The sequence below is a fragment of the Blautia sp. MSK20_18 genome, from assembly GCF_020553125.1.
GTDB lineage: Bacteria > Bacillota > Clostridia > Lachnospirales > Lachnospiraceae > Blautia_A > Blautia_A fusiformis.
This window is the reverse complement of the sequence record NZ_JAJCGR010000002.1, coordinates 1-17,642: the sequence shown is the minus strand read 5'-3', so window position 1 is coordinate 17,642 and position 17,642 is coordinate 1. Positions and strand designations below refer to the sequence as shown.

The following is a 17,642-nucleotide window of genomic DNA, read 5'->3' as shown; positions in this document are numbered from 1 at the left end:
ATACGATATCGTTTAAAAAATGGCAATGTAAAAGTTTAACAATCAGTAGCCGTAAAGAAAAAAATGTGTTATGATATTGACTAAAAGTTTTGAAAGATATTTGCATCGCAGTTGGTTATGGCTGTATCTGCGACGCAGATGCTGGGCAGAGACAACTTTAAAATGTTTTTAGAAGGGAAATGAAATGGCAGAATATAAACTGATCACAACAGAAGGAAGAGCGAAAAGGGGCGAGTTTAAGACGGTCCACGGAACGATCCAGACTCCTGTTTTTATGAATGTAGGAACAATTGCAGCAATTAAAGGTGCAGTTTCCACTGTGGATCTTCATGAGATCGGTACACAGGTAGAGCTGTCCAATACCTATCATCTTCATGTGCGCCCTGGCGACAAGGTGGTAAAACAGCTGGGAGGTCTTCATGAATTTATGAACTGGGACAGACCGATCCTTACCGATTCCGGCGGATTCCAGGTGTTTTCGCTGGCGAAGCTTCGTAAGATCAAGGAAGAGGGCGTGTATTTTAACTCTCATATCGATGGTCATAAGATTTTTATGGGACCGGAGCAGAGCATGCAGATCCAGTCAAATCTGGCTTCTACCATTGCAATGGCTTTTGATGAGTGCCCAAGCAGTGTGGCAGACAGGGATTATGTACAGAAATCGGTAGCGCGTACAACACGCTGGCTTAAAAGATGCAAGGATGAGATGGCTCGTCTGAACAGTCTGCCGGATACCATTAACAAGAACCAGCTTCTTTTTGGCATTAACCAGGGGGCTGTTTATGAAGATATCCGTATTGAGCATGCCCAGGCTATCGCGGAGATGGATCTGGACGGCTATGCAGTGGGCGGCCTTGCAGTTGGTGAAAGTCATGAGGAGATGTACCGGATCCTGGATGAGGTAGTTCCGCATTTGCCGCAGAACAAGCCGACGTATCTTATGGGGGTTGGTACCCCGGCCAATATCCTGGAGGGGGTTGAGCGTGGTATTGACTTTTTTGACTGTGTATATCCCAGCCGTAACGGCCGTCATGGTCACGTGTATACCAACCATGGCAAGATGAATCTTTTTAATGCAAAGTATGAGCTGGATTCCAAACCGATCGATGAGGAGTGCCAGTGCCCGACCTGCCGTCATTACAGCAGAGCGTATATCCGTCATCTTCTGAAGGCGAAGGAGATGCTTGGCATGAGGCTTTGCGTTCTGCATAATCTGTATTTCTATAATCATATGATGGAAGAGATCAGGGATGCGCTGGATGCAGGGAATTTTGCGGCTTATAAGAAGATGCGTCTGGAAGGCTTTGAGGAAGGCAGGATCAACGGGAACCGGTAAGTTTTATTTATAAAATTTGTGTAAATTACTTTGATTTTATAAGAAAACTCTTGAAGGTTTTTTGGTTTTTGTGTATGATAGTACGAAGTGACACTTTTAGAGGTCAGTAACGGCGGGGGTACCGCAGATTATTTGTTTTTAGCAGGAGGAATTTGAAATGATCGCATCATCTACAGCGGCAGCTGGCGGACTTAGCGCGGGTCTTGGTATTGTCTGGATCGTAGTTCTGTTTGGAATTATGTATTTTATGATGATCCGTCCGCAGAAGAAGGAGCAGAAGAGAACTCAGACTATGTTGAACAGCATGGAGGTTGGTGACAGTGTTGTTACTACCAGTGGTTTTTATGGTGTTGTTATTGATATGACTGAGGAAGATGTTATTGTTGAGTTTGGTAATAATAAGAATTGCCGTATTCCTATGAGGAAGCAGGCGATTGCTGAGGTTGAGAAGGCTGATCAGGCTTCTGCTTGATGCTTTTTTCGCAATAACTTGAATATGAGAGAGGCACTGCGTTTTTTGTGACGTGGTGTCTTTTTTTGTGTGGATGAACGGACGCCGGGGAAGGGGATGCTGGCTGGTCTGCGGCTTCGTCGGGGGCTGGCTTCTAGGACGCCGGAAATCTGCTAAAAGCGTTTTTCAAAAGTCCGAACTCGCGGCCTGCTGCCGCTCAGACAGCGGACTTTTGAAAAACAACGCAGATTCCCGCCGTCCAAGAATCAGCTCCCCTCCTGCAGAAGCAGAGCCATCCAGCATCCCCTTCCCCGGCTGGTGCTTCCAGTGAGAAATAGTGTCGTTTGACGGTTGGTTGTGGGTCGTCAGCGCTGCGCTGGACGACTGCAATGGCTGAGTTTGTGTTTGATTGGGGGGACGGCTGAGGCGCTGCGCTGTCAGCCTGGATTGCGGATGTGCCTAGAATTGCGGATGTGATGGGAGAATAGCCTTTGATGCCAGCGCGGATGGACTGTGTGGATATGCCTACAATTGTGGATGTGATGGGAATATGACAATTGTAATATTGTATAGAAATAAGTGGATTTTTGGTAAAATTCGTGTAATAATGATGTTACTATCAGAAATGAGAGTGACGATAGCTTTGGAATATCGTAAAATTGTAAATAAGAATGAATTTTCAGAAAGGGGTTGGATTTATGGGTCTTATCAGAGCGGCTGTGGGTGCAGCGGGTGGTACGTTGGCGGATCAGTGGAAGGAGTTTTTTTACTGTGAGGCTATGGATAAAGAAGTGATGGTTGTGAAGGGGACGAAGAGGTCTTCTTCCAGGTCTTCCAATAAGCATGGGAGTGATAATATTATTTCCAGCGGCAGCGGGATCGCTGTGGCGGATGGTCAGTGTATGATGATCGTGGAGCAGGGAAAGGTTGTTGAGGTTTGTGCGGATCCGGGAGAGTATACGTATGATGCTTCTACGGAGCCGAGTATTTTTTCAGGTAGTCTGGGTGACGGAATCAGGAAGACCTTTGATACGATCGGGAAGAGGTTTGCTTTTGGCGGTGATACGGGTAAGGATCAGAGGGTGTATTATTTTAATACCAAGGAGCTTGTGGATAACAAGTTTGGTACTGCTAATCCGATCCCGTTCCGGGTTGTGGATTCCAGGATCGGGCTGGATGTGGATGTGGCTGTGAGATGTCATGGTGTTTATTCCTATAGGATCGCGGATCCCCTTCTTTTTTATACGAATGTGTGTGGAAATGTGGAGCGGGAGTATACCAGAGAGGAGCTGGACGGACAGCTGAAGGCGGAGTTTATCAGTGCGCTGCAGCCTGCTTTCGGAAGGCTTTCGGAGCTGGAGTTGCGTCCGAATCAGATCGTGACTCATAATACGGAGCTGGAGAATGCCATGAATGAGGTGCTTTCTGCCAAGTGGGAGGAGCTTCGTGGGCTTAAGGTGGTCAGTGTGGCACTTGGTTCTGTGACATTGCCGGATGAGGATGCCGAGATGATCAAGCAGGCTCAGCGTACGGCTATGATGCGTGATCCTGCTATGGCTGCGGCTACTCTGACCGGGGCCCAGGCGGATGCTATGAAGGCTGCGGCTTCTAATTCAGCAGGGGCTATGACTGGTTTTATGGGCATGGGTATGGCTGCTAATGCAGGTGGTCTGAATGCTCAGCAGTTGTTTGAGATGGGCCAGAAGCAGCAGGCGCAGCAGCAGAGTGTACAGCAGCAGGCAGCGCAGCCGGTTTCGCCGGCAGGGAACGGAGCAGGGGCTGCGGCTGGTTCCTGGACCTGCAGTTGTGGTGCGGTTTCTTCAGGGAAATTCTGTCCGGAGTGTGGTGCATCGCGTCCGGTGGAGGACAGCTGGACCTGTTCCTGCGGTACGGTGAATAAAGGCAAGTTCTGTATGAACTGTGGAGCGAAGAAACCGGAGAAGAAGATGCAGTATCGCTGCAGCAGGTGCGGATGGGAACCGGCAGATCCGGAGAATCCACCGAAATTCTGCCCGGAGTGCGGTGATCCGTTCGGACCGGAGGATGCAGTATAGATCAGAAAGAGAGATGGTCAGGAGCAAAATGCAGGGTAACTCCTGCCGGTTGTTGGATACAGAATGATGAAGTGAGGTGAATATATGGCGAAGATGCAGGAGTTTAAGTGTCCGTGCTGTGGTGGCTCCATAGAGTTTGACAGTTCTGTGCAGAAGATGAAGTGTCCGTTTTGTGATACGGAGTTTGATGTCGGGACGTTATCGGAATATGCCCAGACTGTGGAGGAAGAGCAGCCTGAGGATATGAGCTGGTCGGATGAGGCCGGCAGTGAGTGGCAGGACGGGGAGAGTGAGGGGCTGCGTACCTATGTGTGCAAGTCCTGCGGCGGTGAGATCGTGGGAGATGCCAATACGGCAGCAACGGCCTGCCCGTTTTGCGGAAGTCCGGTGGTAATGACCGGGCAGCTGTCCGGTGCACTGAAGCCGGATTATGTGATCCCGTTTAAGCTGGACAAGAAAGCGGCAAAGGAGAGGCTGAAAAAGCATCTTACCGGTAAGAGGCTTCTGCCGAAAGCATTTAAGTCAGAGAATCATATCAGCGAGGTTAAGGGCATCTACGTTCCGTTTTGGCTGTATGACACAGACGCAGATGCAGATATCCGTTACCGTGCAACAAAGACCCGGTTCTGGAGCGATAGTGATTATGATTATACGGAGACTAGCTATTATGCAGTACACAGAAGTGGTTCTCTTGGTTTTGATCATGTACCGGTGGATGGCTCTGCCAGCATGGAAAATGATCTGATGGAGTCTATAGAGCCTTTTGATTTCAAAGAAGCGGTGGATTTTCAGACTGCGTATCTGGCTGGATATTTTGCAGATAAATATGATGTGACAGCCAGCGAGTGTGAGGAACGTGCCAATGAGCGTATCCGCCGCAGCACAGAGGCTGCATTCCGGGATACGGTGAGAGGATACGCCAGTGTGGTACCGGAGAATACCAGTATCCGGCTTCATAACGGGACAACGAAATATGCGTTATATCCCGTATGGATCCTGCAGACGAAGTGGAAGGGTGATAATTACATATTTGCCATGAATGGTCAGACAGGGAAATTTGTGGGAAATCTGCCTACAGACAAGAACGCTTTTGCACGATGGTTCCTGGGAACAACGGGGGTCGTGAGTGTGATCACTTATATTATCCTGTATCTGATCTGGGCTTTGTAGGGAGGTGGATGCCATGAAAAAAAGAATATCTGTATTTTTGATATCGATCCTTTTGTATCTGGCATGTGCTTTTCCAGTATGGGCAGGCACCGTAAGCCGTCTGGATGACCAGGCGGGCCTTCTGGATGCAGAGCAGCAGGAGAGCCTGAGCAGTACTCTGGATGAGATCAGTGAGCGGGATCAGGTAGATGTTGTGGTCGTTACCGTTAACAGTCTTGAGGGAAAAACAGCCCAGGCGTATGCGGAGGATTATTTTATTGACCATGGATATGGACAGGGGGAAAATGGTGACGGTATTTTATTCCTGTTGGATATGGGAGACCGTAACTGGGCCATTGCAACACACGGATATGCGATAGAAGTGTTTACGGATGCCGGACAGTCCTACATCATGGATCAGGTGAAGCCTTATTTAAGTGACGGTGATTATAACGAAGCGTTTCATAAGTTTGCCACGGAATGCGATGATTTTATCACGCAGGCAGATGAGGCAGAGCCATACGATGTGGAAAACCTTCCGGATGAGCCTTTTGCGGTTGGGATAAACCTGCTGATCGCTCTTGCTGTGGGGCTTGTGGTAGGATTACTGGTGACCGGAAATATGAGAAGAAAGCTGAAAACTGTGCGAAAACAGGATTGGGCGGCTTCTTATGTGCGGCAGGGCAGTATGAATGTGACCAGAAGTAATGATTTTTACCTCTACAGTACGGTATCAAAATCCGCAAAACCGAAAAATGAGGACAGTAACGGTGGTTCCAGCACCCATACCTCATCTTCCGGTGATACCTTCGGTGGTTCCAGCGGGAAATTCTGAGAAGATCATCAGGAAAAACAGAATATGATAAAAAAAGAAAGACTGCTGTACCGGAATGGTAGGGCAGTTTTTCTTTTTTCTGTGTGCGAAAGTATGGCTCTGTGGCGGCAGAAACAGGGAATTGCCGTTTATTTTTTGCATTCCGGAAATAACTTTATCTATTTAATAGGTTGAAATCCGTCGAAAAGTGCGTTATGATAATAACAATTATCCACACCAGTGCGTTAAAATTTTACAGCACAGGGGAAATCGGAGGAGTGAATAAAATGGAGTACAAGATTGCCCTGATTCCGGGAGACGGAATCGGTCCGGAGATTGTTGCCGAGGCCAAAAAAGTTTTAGACAGAGTATGTGAGAAATACAGTCATAAATTTTCATACACAGAGGTTCTTTTAGGAGGGGCATCCATTGATGCTCACGGAGTACCTCTTACAGAGGAAGCCATTGCCCAGGCAAAAGCTTCTGATGCAGTACTGATGGGTTCCATTGGCGGTGATGCCAAGACATCCCCGTGGTATAAGCTGGAGCCGTCCAAACGTCCGGAGGCAGGTCTTCTTGCGATCCGTAAGGCGCTGAACCTGTTTGCAAACCTTCGTCCGGCGTATCTTTACAATGAGCTTCGTGATGCCTGCCCGCTCCGTGATGAGATCATCGGAGATGGTTTTGACATGATCATCGTAAGAGAGCTTACAGGAGGTCTTTACTTCGGAGCAAGAAAGACTACTGAGGAGAACGGAGTCCGCACAGCGGTAGATACTCTTTCTTATAATGAGAATGAGATCCGCCGTATTGCCATTAAGGCATTTGAGATCGCACGTAAGAGAAGAAATAAGGTTACAAGTGTAGATAAAGCCAATGTTCTTGATTCTTCCAGACTCTGGAGAAGTGTAGTGGAGGATGTGGCAAAGGATTATCCGGATGTAACACTGGAGCATATGCTGGTTGATAACTGTGCAATGCAGCTGGTACGTGATCCGAAGCAGTTTGATGTTATCCTTACAGAAAACATGTTTGGAGATATCCTCTCTGATGAGGCAAGTATGGTGACCGGTTCCATCGGAATGCTTTCCTCCGCAAGCTTAAATGAGACAAAGCTTGGTCTCTATGAGCCGAGCCATGGTTCTGCACCGGATATCGCAGGCCAGAACAAGGCAAACCCCATCGCAACCATTCTTTCCGCTGCCATGATGCTGAGATATTCTCTGGATCTTGATAAAGAAGCAGATGCTGTGGAAACAGCAGTACAGAAGGTTCTCACAGAGGGTTACAGAACAGGAGATATCATGTCTGACGGATGCAAGCTTGTCGGAACCAAAGAGATGGGCGATCTGATCGCAGATGCCATTGCATAAATAAAGCGGGACAGAGAGAAGAAAACGAAACAGAACAGAAAAAACCGGTACCTGGAAGAGGAAGTCTATAAACAGATACCGGATCCTATCGTAAAGAATAAAAAGGAGAGACCTTAAAAATGAAAAGTGATACCGTAAGAAAAGGCACACAGCAGGCACCACATCGTTCCCTGTTCAATGCCCTTGGAATGACAAAGGAAGAAATGGACAAACCACTGGTAGGAATCGTAAGCTCTTATAACGAGATCGTACCGGGACATATGAACCTTGACAAAATTGTAAATGCTGTAAAGCTCGGCGTTGCAATGGCTGGCGGCACACCGGTTGTATTTCCGGCGATCGCAGTATGTGACGGAATCGCAATGGGACACGTTGGAATGAAATATTCCCTTGTAACACGTGACCTGATCGCAGATTCCACAGAGGCCATGGCACTGGCTCATCAGTTTGATGCTCTGGTCATGGTTCCCAACTGTGACAAAAACGTACCTGGTCTTCTGATGGCAGCGGCAAGGATCAACGTTCCTACTGTATTCGTAAGCGGCGGTCCGATGCTTGCCGGCCATGTAAAAGGGCACAAAACCAGTCTTTCCAGTATGTTTGAGGCAGTAGGATCCTATGCAGCAGGAACCATCACAGCAGATGATCTGGAAGAATTCGAGAACAAAACCTGCCCGACCTGCGGATCATGTTCCGGTATGTACACTGCGAACAGCATGAACTGCCTGACAGAGGTTCTCGGTATGGGACTGAAAGGAAACGGTACCATCCCGGCAGTATACTCTGAACGTATCCGTCTTGCAAAGCATGCAGGAATGCAGGTAATGGAAATGTACAGAAGGAACATCCGCCCAAGAGACATTATGACAAAAGAGGCAGTTTTAAATGCACTTACAGTAGATATGGCACTTGGATGCTCCACAAACAGTATGCTTCATCTTCCGGCTATCGCACATGAGATCGGAATGGATTTTGATATCAGCTTTGCAAATGAGATCAGTGAGAAGACCCCGAACCTTTGCCACCTTGCACCGGCAGGCCCGACCTACATGGAAGATCTTAATGAGGCCGGTGGTGTCTATGCGGTCATGAATGAGCTGAACAAGCTGGGACTTCTCCATACAGAGTGTATGACAGTAACCGGAAAAACAGTAGGTGAGAATATCAAAAACTGTGTAAACCTGAATCCGGATGTTATCCGCCCGATCGACAATCCGTATACAAAGACAGGCGGACTTGCAGTACTGAAAGGAAACCTTGCACCGGATGGTGGTGTTGTAAAACGTTCTGCAGTTGTACCGGAGATGCTGGTACATGAAGGTCCTGCACGTGTATTTGACAGCGAGGATGACGCAATTGTTGCCATCAAGGGCGGTAAGATCGTAGAGGGAGATGTTGTGGTTATCCGCTACGAGGGACCAAAGGGTGGTCCTGGAATGCGAGAGATGCTGAATCCTACATCTGCTATTGTGGGAATGGGACTTGGTTCTTCCGTAGCCCTGATCACCGACGGACGTTTCAGTGGTGCATCCAGAGGAGCCGCTATCGGACACGTATCACCGGAGGCAGCAGTAGGCGGCCCGATCGCACTGGTTGAGGAAGGCGATATCATCAGCATCAATATTCCGGAGCTGAAACTGGAGATCAAGGTTTCAGATGAAGAGATGCAGGCTAGAAGAGAAAAATGGCAGCCAAGAGAGCCGAAGGTGACAACCGGATATCTGGCAAGATACGCTTCCATGGTAACATCCGGAAACCGTGGTGCGATCCTGGAAGTACCGAAAGCAAAATAAGGAGGAACGAAAGATATGCAGCTTACAGGTGCAGAGATCATCGTAGAATGTCTGAAGGAACAGGGCGTTGATACCGTATTTGGATATCCGGGCGGCGCGATCCTGAATGTTTACGATGCCTTATATGAATACAAAGATGAGATCACACATGTACTGACCTCCCACGAGCAGGGTGCATCCCATGCTGCTGACGGTTATGCAAGAGCGACCGGAAAGGTAGGTGTCTGCCTGGCAACCTCCGGTCCAGGAGCAACTAACCTGGTAACAGGGATCGCGACTGCATACATGGATTCCGTACCGATGGTAGCCATTACTGCAAACGTAGGAAGACCACTCCTGGGAAGAGATTCTTTCCAGGAGGTTGATATCGCAGGTATCGTAATGCCTGTAACAAAATACAGTTTCATCGTAAAGAATATCGAAGATCTTGCAGATACGTTAAGAAGAGCATTTTATATTGCAAAAAGCGGAAGACCCGGCCCGGTGCTTGTGGATGTCCCGAAGGATATCACAGGAATGAAATATGAATATGAGCCATGTCATCCGGCTACGGTTAACCGTGAGATCAAAAGTATCCGTAAAGAAGATATTGATCAGGCACTGGAAATGATCAGAGAGGCAGAGAAACCGTTTATTTTTGTTGGCGGCGGATGTGTGATCTCCGGTGCTGACCAGGAAGTACGTGAGCTGGCTCGCAGGATCCAGGCTCCTGTCTGCGATACTCTGATGGGCAAGGGTACCTTCCCGGGAGAAGATCCTCTCTATACAGGTATGGTAGGTATGCACGGAACCAAGACTTCCGATCTTGGCGTAACAGAGTGCGATCTTCTTATTGTTCTCGGTGCACGCTTCAGTGACCGTGTAACAGGAAATACCAAAACTTTTGCACATAATGCAAAAATCCTTCAGATCGATGTGGATGCTGCGGAGATCAATAAAAATATCAAAGTGGATGCCAGTGTGATCGGTGATGTGAAGGAAGTGCTGAAACGCCTTCTGGAGGAAATTCCGAAGAAAGAACATCCGGAGTGGATCGCACATATCCAGGAATTGAAATCAAAATATCCGCTGAATTATGATCACACACAGCTTACAGGTCCGTATATTATAGAGAAGCTTTATGAGTTGACCAACGGTGATGCGATCATCTCCACAGATGTTGGACAGCATCAGATGTGGGCGGCGCAGTATTATAAATACAAAGAGCCGAGAACTCTTCTTACTTCCGGCGGACTTGGAACCATGGGCTATGGCCTTGGCGCTGCAATTGGCGCGAAGATGGGCAGACCGGAAAAAACAGTTGTAAATATAGCAGGTGACGGATGCTTCCGTATGAATATGAATGAGCTGGCAACAGCTGCACGCTGTGGCAGACAGCTGATCCAGATTGTTATGAACAATCATGTACTGGGAATGGTGCGTCAGTGGCAGACGCTTTTCTATGGAAAGAGATATTCTTCCACAGTACTGGATGACGCCGTTGATTTTGTGAAATTATCAGAGGCGCTGGGTGCAAAAGCCATTCGTGTGACAAAGATGGAGGATGTGGAGCCTGCACTTAAGATGGCACTGGCAGCAGAGGGACCTGTCGTTCTGGATTGCTGGATCGATCAGGATCTGAGTGTGTTCCCGATGGTACCGGCTGGTGCGAACCTTGATGATGTATTTGACGAGGAGGATATGAAGAAACATGAGTAGAGTGTATAATTTTTCTGCCGGACCGGCAGTGCTTCCAGAGGAAGTACTCAAAGAAGTAGCGGATGAGATGATGGATTATAACGGCACAGGAATGTCTGTTATGGAAATGAGCCACAGAAGTGCAGCTTTTCAGGAGATCATTGATACTGCAGAGAAAGATCTTCGCGAGCTTATGAACATTCCGGATAACTACAAGGTACTTTTCCTTCAGGGAGGAGCATCCCAGCAGTTTGCCATGATCCCGATGAACCTTATGAAAAACAAGGTCGCAGATTATATCGTAACAGGACAGTGGGCAAAAAAAGCTTATCAGGAAGCTCAGAAATACGGAAAAGCAAACAAGATCGCCTCTTCTGAAGATAAAACCTTCAGCTATATCCCGGACTGCAGTGATCTGCCGATCAGCCCGGATGCAGACTACGTATACATCTGTGAGAACAACACCATTTACGGCACAAAATTCAAAAAACTTCCAAACACAAAAGGTAAGACTCTGGTAGCAGATGTATCCTCCTGCTTCCTGTCTGAGCCGGTGGATGTAAGCAAATATGGTATTATCTATGGCGGTGTTCAGAAGAACATCGGACCGGCAGGCATGGTTATCGTGATCATCCGTGAGGACCTGATCACAGAGGATGTTCTTCCGGGAACCCCAACCATGCTTACTTATAAGACACATGCAGACGCAGGCTCTCTTTACAATACGCCGAATGCTTACTGCATCTATGTATGCGGAAAAGTATTTAAATGGCTGAAGAAGATGGGCGGTCTGGAAGTGATGAAACAGCGCAATGAGGAAAAAGCAAAAATCCTTTATGATTACCTGGATTCCAGCAAGCTGTTCAAAGGAACTGTAGTTCCGGAAGACAGATCTCTTATGAATGTACCGTTCGTAACCGGTGACAAGGAAATGGATGCCAAGTTTGTCAAAGAGGCAACTGAAGCAGGACTTGTAAACCTGAAAGGACACCGTACTGTTGGCGGAATGCGTGCCAGCATCTACAATGCCATGCCAAAGGCCGGCGTAGAGGCACTGGTTGCATTCATGAAAAAATTCGAGGAGGAGAATGCATAATGTTCCAGTATCATTGCCTGAATCCGATCGCTGAAAAAGGTCTGAAACTTTTTGGCGATAATTATAAAAAAACAGAGACCGCTGACCAGTGTGACGCAATCCTTGTAAGAAGTGCAAAAATGCACGACATGGAGCTGCCGAAGAGCGTTTGCGCAGTTGCACGTGCAGGTGCAGGCGTCAATAATATTCCGGTTAAGGAGTATGCAGAGAAGGGCGTTGTTGTATTCAACACACCTGGAGCCAACGCAAACGGCGTAAAAGAGCTGGTACTTGCAGGTATGCTCCTTGCATCCAGAGATATCGTAGGAGGTATCGAGTGGGTTGCACAGGAGAAAGATAAAGAGCACATCGGCAAGCTTGCCGAGAAGCAGAAAAAACAGTTCGCAGGATGCGAGATCAGCGGCAAAAAGCTTGGTATCATCGGTCTTGGAGCCATCGGAGCCATGGTGGCAAACGCAGCATGCGGTCTTGGCATGGAAGTATATGGCTATGACCCATATCTTTCTATTGATGCGGCATGGAATCTGTCCAGAACCATCAAGCACAGCAAGAGCCTGGATGAGATCTACAGCCAGTGCGATTATATCACCATTCATGTGCCGCTTCTTGACAGCACTAAGAAGATGATCAACAAAGAAGCTTTTGATAAGATGAAGGACGGCGTGGTTCTTCTGAATTTTGCAAGAGATCTTCTTGTTGATGAGGATGCTCTGATCGAGGCTGTTGAGAGTGGCAAGGTTAAGAAGTATGTAACTGACTTTGCAAATGAGACAGTTGCAGGACGCGAGGGTATTCTGGTAACTCCGCATCTTGGTGCGTCTACAGAGGAATCTGAAGAGAACTGTGCAGAGATGGCTGTAAAAGAGATCCGTGATTACCTTGAGAATGGTAATATCAAAAATTCTGTTAATTATCCGAACTGTGATATGGGTACCTGTGTGGCTGTCGGAAGAATCTCTCTTGCGCACAGCAACACACCGAATATGATCAGTCAGGTTACCAAGATCCTTGGATCTGAGGGACTGAATATTGCGGATATGACGAATAAGAGTAAAGGGGAGTTTGCTTATACTCTTATAGATCTTGAGAGTGCGGCGTCTGCTAAGGCGTTAGATGAACTCAAGGAGATTGAGGGAATGTACAGGGTGCGTGTTGTTAAGTAAAGTAACAAGAGGTTAGAAATACTTTTTTTTAAATACTGTGTGGCGTTTGCTTTTTTGGCGAATGGCATGCAGTATTTTTTTGAGGAAAAAGGAAAACCGCAAAGGGGCCGCAAAGCCGCGGCCCCTCTGCACACCCCTCGGGCTTTTTTTAGGAGTGCTTGGTTGTGGAGGACGGGAGTTTTGTTGACTTGTGTCTGTATGCGACGGTGCTGGGAACGAAAGGTTGAGCCGATGGAGGAGAACGGCCTGAAGGGGTTGTTGAGAGTGAAAAAGTCTTGAGGCCGTTATAGGTATGTGACGGTATTGGATGTGGAAGGTTGAGCCGAGAGTGAGGGTGGGAGGGCGTTGATAGGTCTCGATGTGCGGGGCACATCTGCGGATTTTTTGGAATAATATAGAAGTGAATTTGAGTGGTAAATATATCAAATGCAGATATATTAAATGATCAAATGTAAATATATCAAATGTAAATATACCAAATTCAAATATATCAAATGATCAAATGTAAATATATCAAATGCAAATATATCAAATGTAAATATATCAAATGCGAATATATTAAATGTAAATATATCAAATACAAATATAATGTGCAAATATAATATGCGTAATGATATTGGCTGTAAATTTTTATACGATAAGACATTAATAAAAATATATGATATAACAGGGAAAATATGTAGAACACACAACAATTGGCGGATAGGCGCGAAGCGCTGTTTCCGCGGTACGTGCCCGGAAAGAGGGGGTGCAGGGGGAGAAAAACGGGCTTCGTAACTTTGAGTGCTTTCTCCCCCTGCGGTGTTTTCTCAGCTTTTCAAAGCCAATAAACAAAAAAATAATTCAATAAAAGAAAAACATACACTACTTGCGGGATGCAATGAAGTCAAGAACTTCATCTCTTTCAGGCATTACGCGGAGTGCTCCCTTCTTTGTTGTGATGAGAGAAGCTGCTGCATTTGCAAAAGTAAGCAGCTCTGCGAGATTTTCGTCAGTGAGATCCTCAAGACCGTGTTCCAGCACATAATTCAGGGTGCTTGCACAGAAGGTGTCTCCTGCACCGGTGGTTTCAATGGTTTTTTCCTGAAGGAAAGGAGCAGCCTCGACCTTCCGTCCGCGATAATAAGCGCGGCTTCCGTCTTTTCCCATTGTGATCAGCACAAGCGGGATATGATATTTTTCTTCGATAAGGGCAGCACCCTTGTCATAATCTGCTGTGTCAAAAAGAAATTCCACTTCATTATCAGAAATCTTCAGTACATCACAGCGTTCCATGCCGTATTCGATCTCTTTGCGGGCATCGTTCAGATCCTTCCAGAGTGGAGGGCGTAAGTTCGGGTCAAAGGTGATGATGCATCCGGCTTCTTTTGCCACGTCAAGAGCATAGCGGGTTGCTTCACGGACACCCTCATGTGTGGAAGAAAGCGTGCCGAAATGGAAAATCCTGGAATTGCGGATCAGATCGGCATCTACCTCATCCTTTGTCAGCATCATATCTGCACCTGGATTACGGTAGAAAGAAAAATCACGGTCTCCGTCCGGGTAAGTATGTACAAAAGCAAGGGTAGTGTGAATTTCATCGTCCATGACAAGATTTCTGGTATCAATGCCGCATTCTTCTACGGCAGCCTTCAGCTGTTTGCCGAACATGTCGTTTCCGACCTTTCCGATAAATGCAGTTTTTTTGCCAAGACGGTTCAGCATGGCAAGAACGTTACAGGGAGCTCCGCCCGGGTTTGCCTCGAAAGTAGGGTTTCCCTGGGAACTGTCACCGTTTTCTGTGAAGTCGATCAGAAGCTCGCCGAGAGCTGTTACATCATACTGTCTGTTTTCCATTGATGATTCCTCCTGATAAGTTATTTGTTTCATATTCTGCTTCATATTATAATCGTTACACATGATTTTGGGAAGAACCAAATCGAATTATTTTCTGTTCTGTTACCGGTTACTTGTGGTGCTTTTTGCGAAGATTAGAACTGTTATCTTTATTTTTCTGTAAAATGGTGGTAAACTTAGTCTATAAAACAACAAATATGATGGAGGAGACGATTATGGCTGATAAAGCGTATGAATATATGGATTGGCCCCGGATCGAGGCGATCGTTTATGGGGAGGAGGCATCACCTCGTGATGTGATGCAGCCAAGGGTAACAGAGGATGGCGTTCTGATCCAGGGATTTTTTCCGGGAGCGGATGCTGCAGAGGTTGTTGTAGGGGAAAAGAGTTATCCGATGATCCTGGAAGATGAGGCTGGTTATTATGCTGTAATGCTTCCACTGAAAAGGATTCCGGAATATCGTTTCCGTGTGATAAGAGGAAGCAGGAAAGAGACTTTTTACGATGCGTATGAATGTCCATGCCAGATCACGGAAGAGGAGGAACGAGCTTTTTGTGCCGGTGTCTATTACAAGGCATATGAGAAGCTGGGAGCGCATCCGGGGACCTGTGGCGAGGTAGAAGGAACATATTTTGCTGTCTGGGCACCCAATGCAATCCGTGTCAGTGTGGTCGGTGATTTTGACAGGTGGGATGGAAGGCGTCTTCCGATGCATCGGATGCCAATGTCCGGAATTTTTGAGATTTTTGTTCCAGGTGTACAGGCAGGGGCCTCTTACCAGTATGAGATCAAGATCAAAGGCGGCAATGTACAGCGGAAGTCTGATCCTTACGGAAATGGAACCCAGGGAGCGCCGTCTGTGATTTCTGTTGTAACAGAGCTGGGGGAGTTTTTATGGCAGGATGAAGCGTGGATGAAGGAACGTGAAAGGTTTGCCAGCCGTGAAGTTCCGGTTTCTATTTATGAAACGGATGTAACAGAGTGGAAAAACAGTGGTGAATTGGTGGAGTTTCTGAAGGAAACCGGTTATACGCATGTAGAATTTCATCCGGTGATGGAGTATCTTGACCGAAGTTCAGGAGGATATTCTACGTCTGTGTATTATGCTGTGACTACCCGTTTTGGGACTGCGGCAGATTTCCGGACACTGGTAGAGGATCTTCATCAGGCAGGGATTGGCGTGATCCTGGACTGGACACCGGCTCAGTTTCCGCGGTTTGATGCAGGGCTTGAGAAATTTGACGGAACTCCTCTTTATGAAGTACAGGATCCGGCTATGGCCGTTCATCCGATGTGGGGCACCATGCTTTATAATTACGGAAGTCCTATGGTCAAAGATTTCCTTATTTCCAATGCGTTTTTCTGGCTGGATGAATTTCATGTGGACGGATTTCGGATGGATGATGTAGATGCGATGCTGTATCTGGATTTTGGAAGAGAGGCGGGCCAGTGGACGGCTAATCTTTATAGTTCCAATGAGAACCTTCAGGCAATGGAGTTTCTGAAGCATCTGAATTCTATTGTGAAGAAGCAGTATCCGGGGATTCTTCTGATCGCACAGGAGGATGGTTTATGGCCGCAGCTTACAGACAGTGTGGAGAATGATCATCTGGGGTTTGACTATAAATGGAGTGGTGGCTGGACAAAGGATCTTCTTTCTTACCTGGAAGCAGAGCCTTTGGACAGACGAAATTATTATGATCAGCTGACGCTTTCCATGATGTATGCATATAGTGAGCATTATGTACTGACTCTGGGGAAGAGAGATGTGGGTACGTTAAAAGAGTTTCAGGAGAAGCTTCCGGGATCTTCAAGGCAGAAGGATGCTCAGCTGCGTGCTGCGTATGGCTATCTGATGCTTCATCCGGGTGTGAAGATGACTGCGCCGGATGGGGATGTGGGGCCGGAAATGAGGGCGTATCTGCATGATCTGAATGAACTTTACAGGAATCATCCGGCGTTGTATGCAATGGATGGTAATTCGGATGGGTTTGAGTGGATCCAGTTTACCAGCTATGATGAGAATGTGGTTGCGTTTCTTCGTAAGACGGAAAAGCCGGAAGAAACGATTCTTGCGGTGTGTAATTTTTCACCGGTATCTTATGACAGTTACCGGGTTGGTGTGCCTTTTGCGGGGAAATATAAGGAAATTTTCAACAGTGACAGTGAAAAGTTTGGCGGACAGGGTGTGGTGAACGCACGGGCGAAAGCGGCTATTCATATGGAGTGTGATAACAGGGAGTTTTCTTTGAAGCTGAAGCTTCCGGCTTATGGTGTGGCGGTATTTGGGTGTACACCGGAGAAGGGGGATGTGAAGAAAAACTCTGTGAAGAAAGGAAATGTGAAAAAGACTGTGGGGAAAAGCAGGGGAAAGCGTATGGATAAGGCGAAAATGAAGGTGGTTGAAAAATCTGTGGCTGTAAAGGATGCGGTAAAGGTTGTGAAACGGGTGGCTTCTCGCAGGAAGGGGGCTTCCGGGGATGAGTGATGGTTTGTGAATTAAATGGGAATATGGTTGGGGGTGATTGGTGTGGTGAGGATTTAAGTGGATTGTAGGAAAAAGTGCTTGCATTTTTTGTAAAATACGGTATAATATCAGTTGTGTTTAGCACAAGCTGGAATAGCTCAGTCGGTAGAGCACTTCACTCGTAATGAAGGGGTCGTGAGTTCGAGTCTCATTTCCAGCTTATATATGACTGATGGGAGTCCGGTGTCTTTGGAATATGAAGATGCCGGGCTTTTTTTGGTGTGTATGGATGTGGTCGAGGGACGCCAGAGGAAGGTGGTATCACTCCGGGGATGGATGCAAGCGGGGATGTTTTTGAGGTTTTGAGAGGTGGATGCGGTTGAGGGACGCCAGAGGAAGGTGGCATCGCTCCGGGCAGGGACTCCGTCGGGG

12 protein-coding genes and 1 tRNA gene are annotated in these 17,642 nt (G+C 47.1%); 12 read left to right on the top strand and 1 reads right to left on the bottom strand.

Translation table 11 applies throughout. The features are described 5' to 3' along the window. The first annotated feature begins 184 nt into the window (after positions 1 to 184). From tgt to LI091_RS01425, 10 genes are all read left to right on the top strand, one after another. Positions 185 to 1,336, top strand: coding sequence for a tRNA guanosine(34) transglycosylase Tgt (gene tgt / locus LI091_RS01470; RefSeq protein ID WP_015527155.1), 1,152 nt, complete (start codon positions 185 to 187; stop codon positions 1,334 to 1,336). A gap of 157 nt (positions 1,337 to 1,493) precedes the next feature. Then, a complete protein-coding gene (gene yajC / locus LI091_RS01465; RefSeq protein WP_015527154.1) occupies positions 1,494 to 1,808 on the top strand; it encodes a preprotein translocase subunit YajC in 315 nt (104 codons plus the stop codon). Between the two features lie 677 nt (positions 1,809 to 2,485). After that, on the top strand, positions 2,486 to 3,841 hold the full coding sequence (locus LI091_RS01460) for an SPFH domain-containing protein (RefSeq protein WP_015527153.1): 1,356 nt from the start codon (positions 2,486 to 2,488) through the stop codon (positions 3,839 to 3,841). 84 nt (positions 3,842 to 3,925) lie between these two features. Then, positions 3,926 to 5,011, top strand: coding sequence for a hypothetical protein (locus LI091_RS01455; RefSeq protein WP_015527152.1), 1,086 nt, complete (start codon positions 3,926 to 3,928; stop codon positions 5,009 to 5,011). 13 nt (positions 5,012 to 5,024) lie between these two features. After that, a complete protein-coding gene (locus LI091_RS01450) occupies positions 5,025 to 5,825 on the top strand; it encodes a TPM domain-containing protein (protein ID WP_161209101.1) in 801 nt (266 codons plus the stop codon). 266 nt (positions 5,826 to 6,091) lie between these two features. Beyond that, a complete protein-coding gene (leuB, locus tag LI091_RS01445) occupies positions 6,092 to 7,177 on the top strand; it encodes a 3-isopropylmalate dehydrogenase (RefSeq protein WP_015527150.1) in 1,086 nt (361 codons plus the stop codon). Positions 7,178 to 7,296: 119 nt separating this feature from the next. After that, the gene (gene ilvD / locus LI091_RS01440) at positions 7,297 to 8,970 is read left to right on the top strand and encodes a dihydroxy-acid dehydratase (RefSeq protein ID WP_015527149.1); all 1,674 of its coding nucleotides are present in this window, start codon (positions 7,297 to 7,299) and stop codon (positions 8,968 to 8,970) included. A gap of 15 nt (positions 8,971 to 8,985) precedes the next feature. Then, the gene (ilvB, locus tag LI091_RS01435) at positions 8,986 to 10,668 is read left to right on the top strand and encodes a biosynthetic-type acetolactate synthase large subunit (RefSeq protein WP_015527148.1); all 1,683 of its coding nucleotides are present in this window, start codon (positions 8,986 to 8,988) and stop codon (positions 10,666 to 10,668) included. Continuing rightward, the gene (serC, locus tag LI091_RS01430) at positions 10,661 to 11,743 is read left to right on the top strand and encodes a 3-phosphoserine/phosphohydroxythreonine transaminase (RefSeq protein WP_015527147.1); all 1,083 of its coding nucleotides are present in this window, start codon (positions 10,661 to 10,663) and stop codon (positions 11,741 to 11,743) included. Before ilvB ends, serC begins: the two co-directional genes overlap by 8 nt. Continuing rightward, entirely contained in the window at positions 11,743 to 12,906 is a 1,164-nt protein-coding gene (locus tag LI091_RS01425; protein ID WP_021651414.1) for a phosphoglycerate dehydrogenase, read from the top strand. The genes serC and LI091_RS01425 overlap by 1 nt, the downstream gene beginning before the upstream one ends. A gap of 864 nt (positions 12,907 to 13,770) precedes the next feature. Here the strand turns inward: LI091_RS01425 and LI091_RS01420 are convergent. Continuing rightward, complete coding sequence (locus tag LI091_RS01420) at positions 13,771 to 14,742, bottom strand: carbohydrate kinase family protein (protein WP_044962153.1); 972 nt, start codon at positions 14,740 to 14,742, stop codon at positions 13,771 to 13,773. A gap of 215 nt (positions 14,743 to 14,957) precedes the next feature. On the opposite strand from LI091_RS01420, the gene glgB reads away from it, so the two are divergent. Both glgB and LI091_RS01410 read left to right on the top strand, forming a co-directional pair. Continuing rightward, on the top strand, positions 14,958 to 17,231 hold the full coding sequence (glgB, locus tag LI091_RS01415; RefSeq protein WP_015527142.1) for a 1,4-alpha-glucan branching enzyme: 2,274 nt from the start codon (positions 14,958 to 14,960) through the stop codon (positions 17,229 to 17,231). A 126-nt stretch (positions 17,232 to 17,357) separates the two neighbouring features. After that, positions 17,358 to 17,430 (top strand) — tRNA-Thr (locus LI091_RS01410). Positions 17,431 to 17,642 lie beyond the last annotated feature (212 nt).

What these genes read in the sequence shown, in the direction of transcription:
- LI091_RS01460 (WP_015527153.1), top strand. Translation starts at nt 2,486, where the DNA reads ATGGGTCTTATCAGAGCGGCTGTGGGTGCAGCGGGTGGTACGTTGGCG.
- ilvB (WP_015527148.1), top strand. Translation starts at nt 8,986, where the DNA reads ATGCAGCTTACAGGTGCAGAGATCATCGTAGAATGTCTGAAGGAACAG.
- tgt (WP_015527155.1), top strand. Translation starts at nt 185, where the DNA reads ATGGCAGAATATAAACTGATCACAACAGAAGGAAGAGCGAAAAGGGGC.
- LI091_RS01420 (WP_044962153.1), bottom strand. Translation starts at nt 14,742, where the DNA reads ATGGAAAACAGACAGTATGATGTAACAGCTCTCGGCGAGCTTCTGATC.
- LI091_RS01455 (WP_015527152.1), top strand. Translation starts at nt 3,926, where the DNA reads ATGGCGAAGATGCAGGAGTTTAAGTGTCCGTGCTGTGGTGGCTCCATA.
- serC (WP_015527147.1), top strand. Translation starts at nt 10,661, where the DNA reads ATGAGTAGAGTGTATAATTTTTCTGCCGGACCGGCAGTGCTTCCAGAG.
- LI091_RS01425 (WP_021651414.1), top strand. Translation starts at nt 11,743, where the DNA reads ATGTTCCAGTATCATTGCCTGAATCCGATCGCTGAAAAAGGTCTGAAA.
- ilvD (WP_015527149.1), top strand. Translation starts at nt 7,297, where the DNA reads ATGAAAAGTGATACCGTAAGAAAAGGCACACAGCAGGCACCACATCGT.
- yajC (WP_015527154.1), top strand. Translation starts at nt 1,494, where the DNA reads ATGATCGCATCATCTACAGCGGCAGCTGGCGGACTTAGCGCGGGTCTT.
- LI091_RS01450 (WP_161209101.1), top strand. Translation starts at nt 5,025, where the DNA reads ATGAAAAAAAGAATATCTGTATTTTTGATATCGATCCTTTTGTATCTG.
- leuB (WP_015527150.1), top strand. Translation starts at nt 6,092, where the DNA reads ATGGAGTACAAGATTGCCCTGATTCCGGGAGACGGAATCGGTCCGGAG.
- glgB (WP_015527142.1), top strand. Translation starts at nt 14,958, where the DNA reads ATGGCTGATAAAGCGTATGAATATATGGATTGGCCCCGGATCGAGGCG.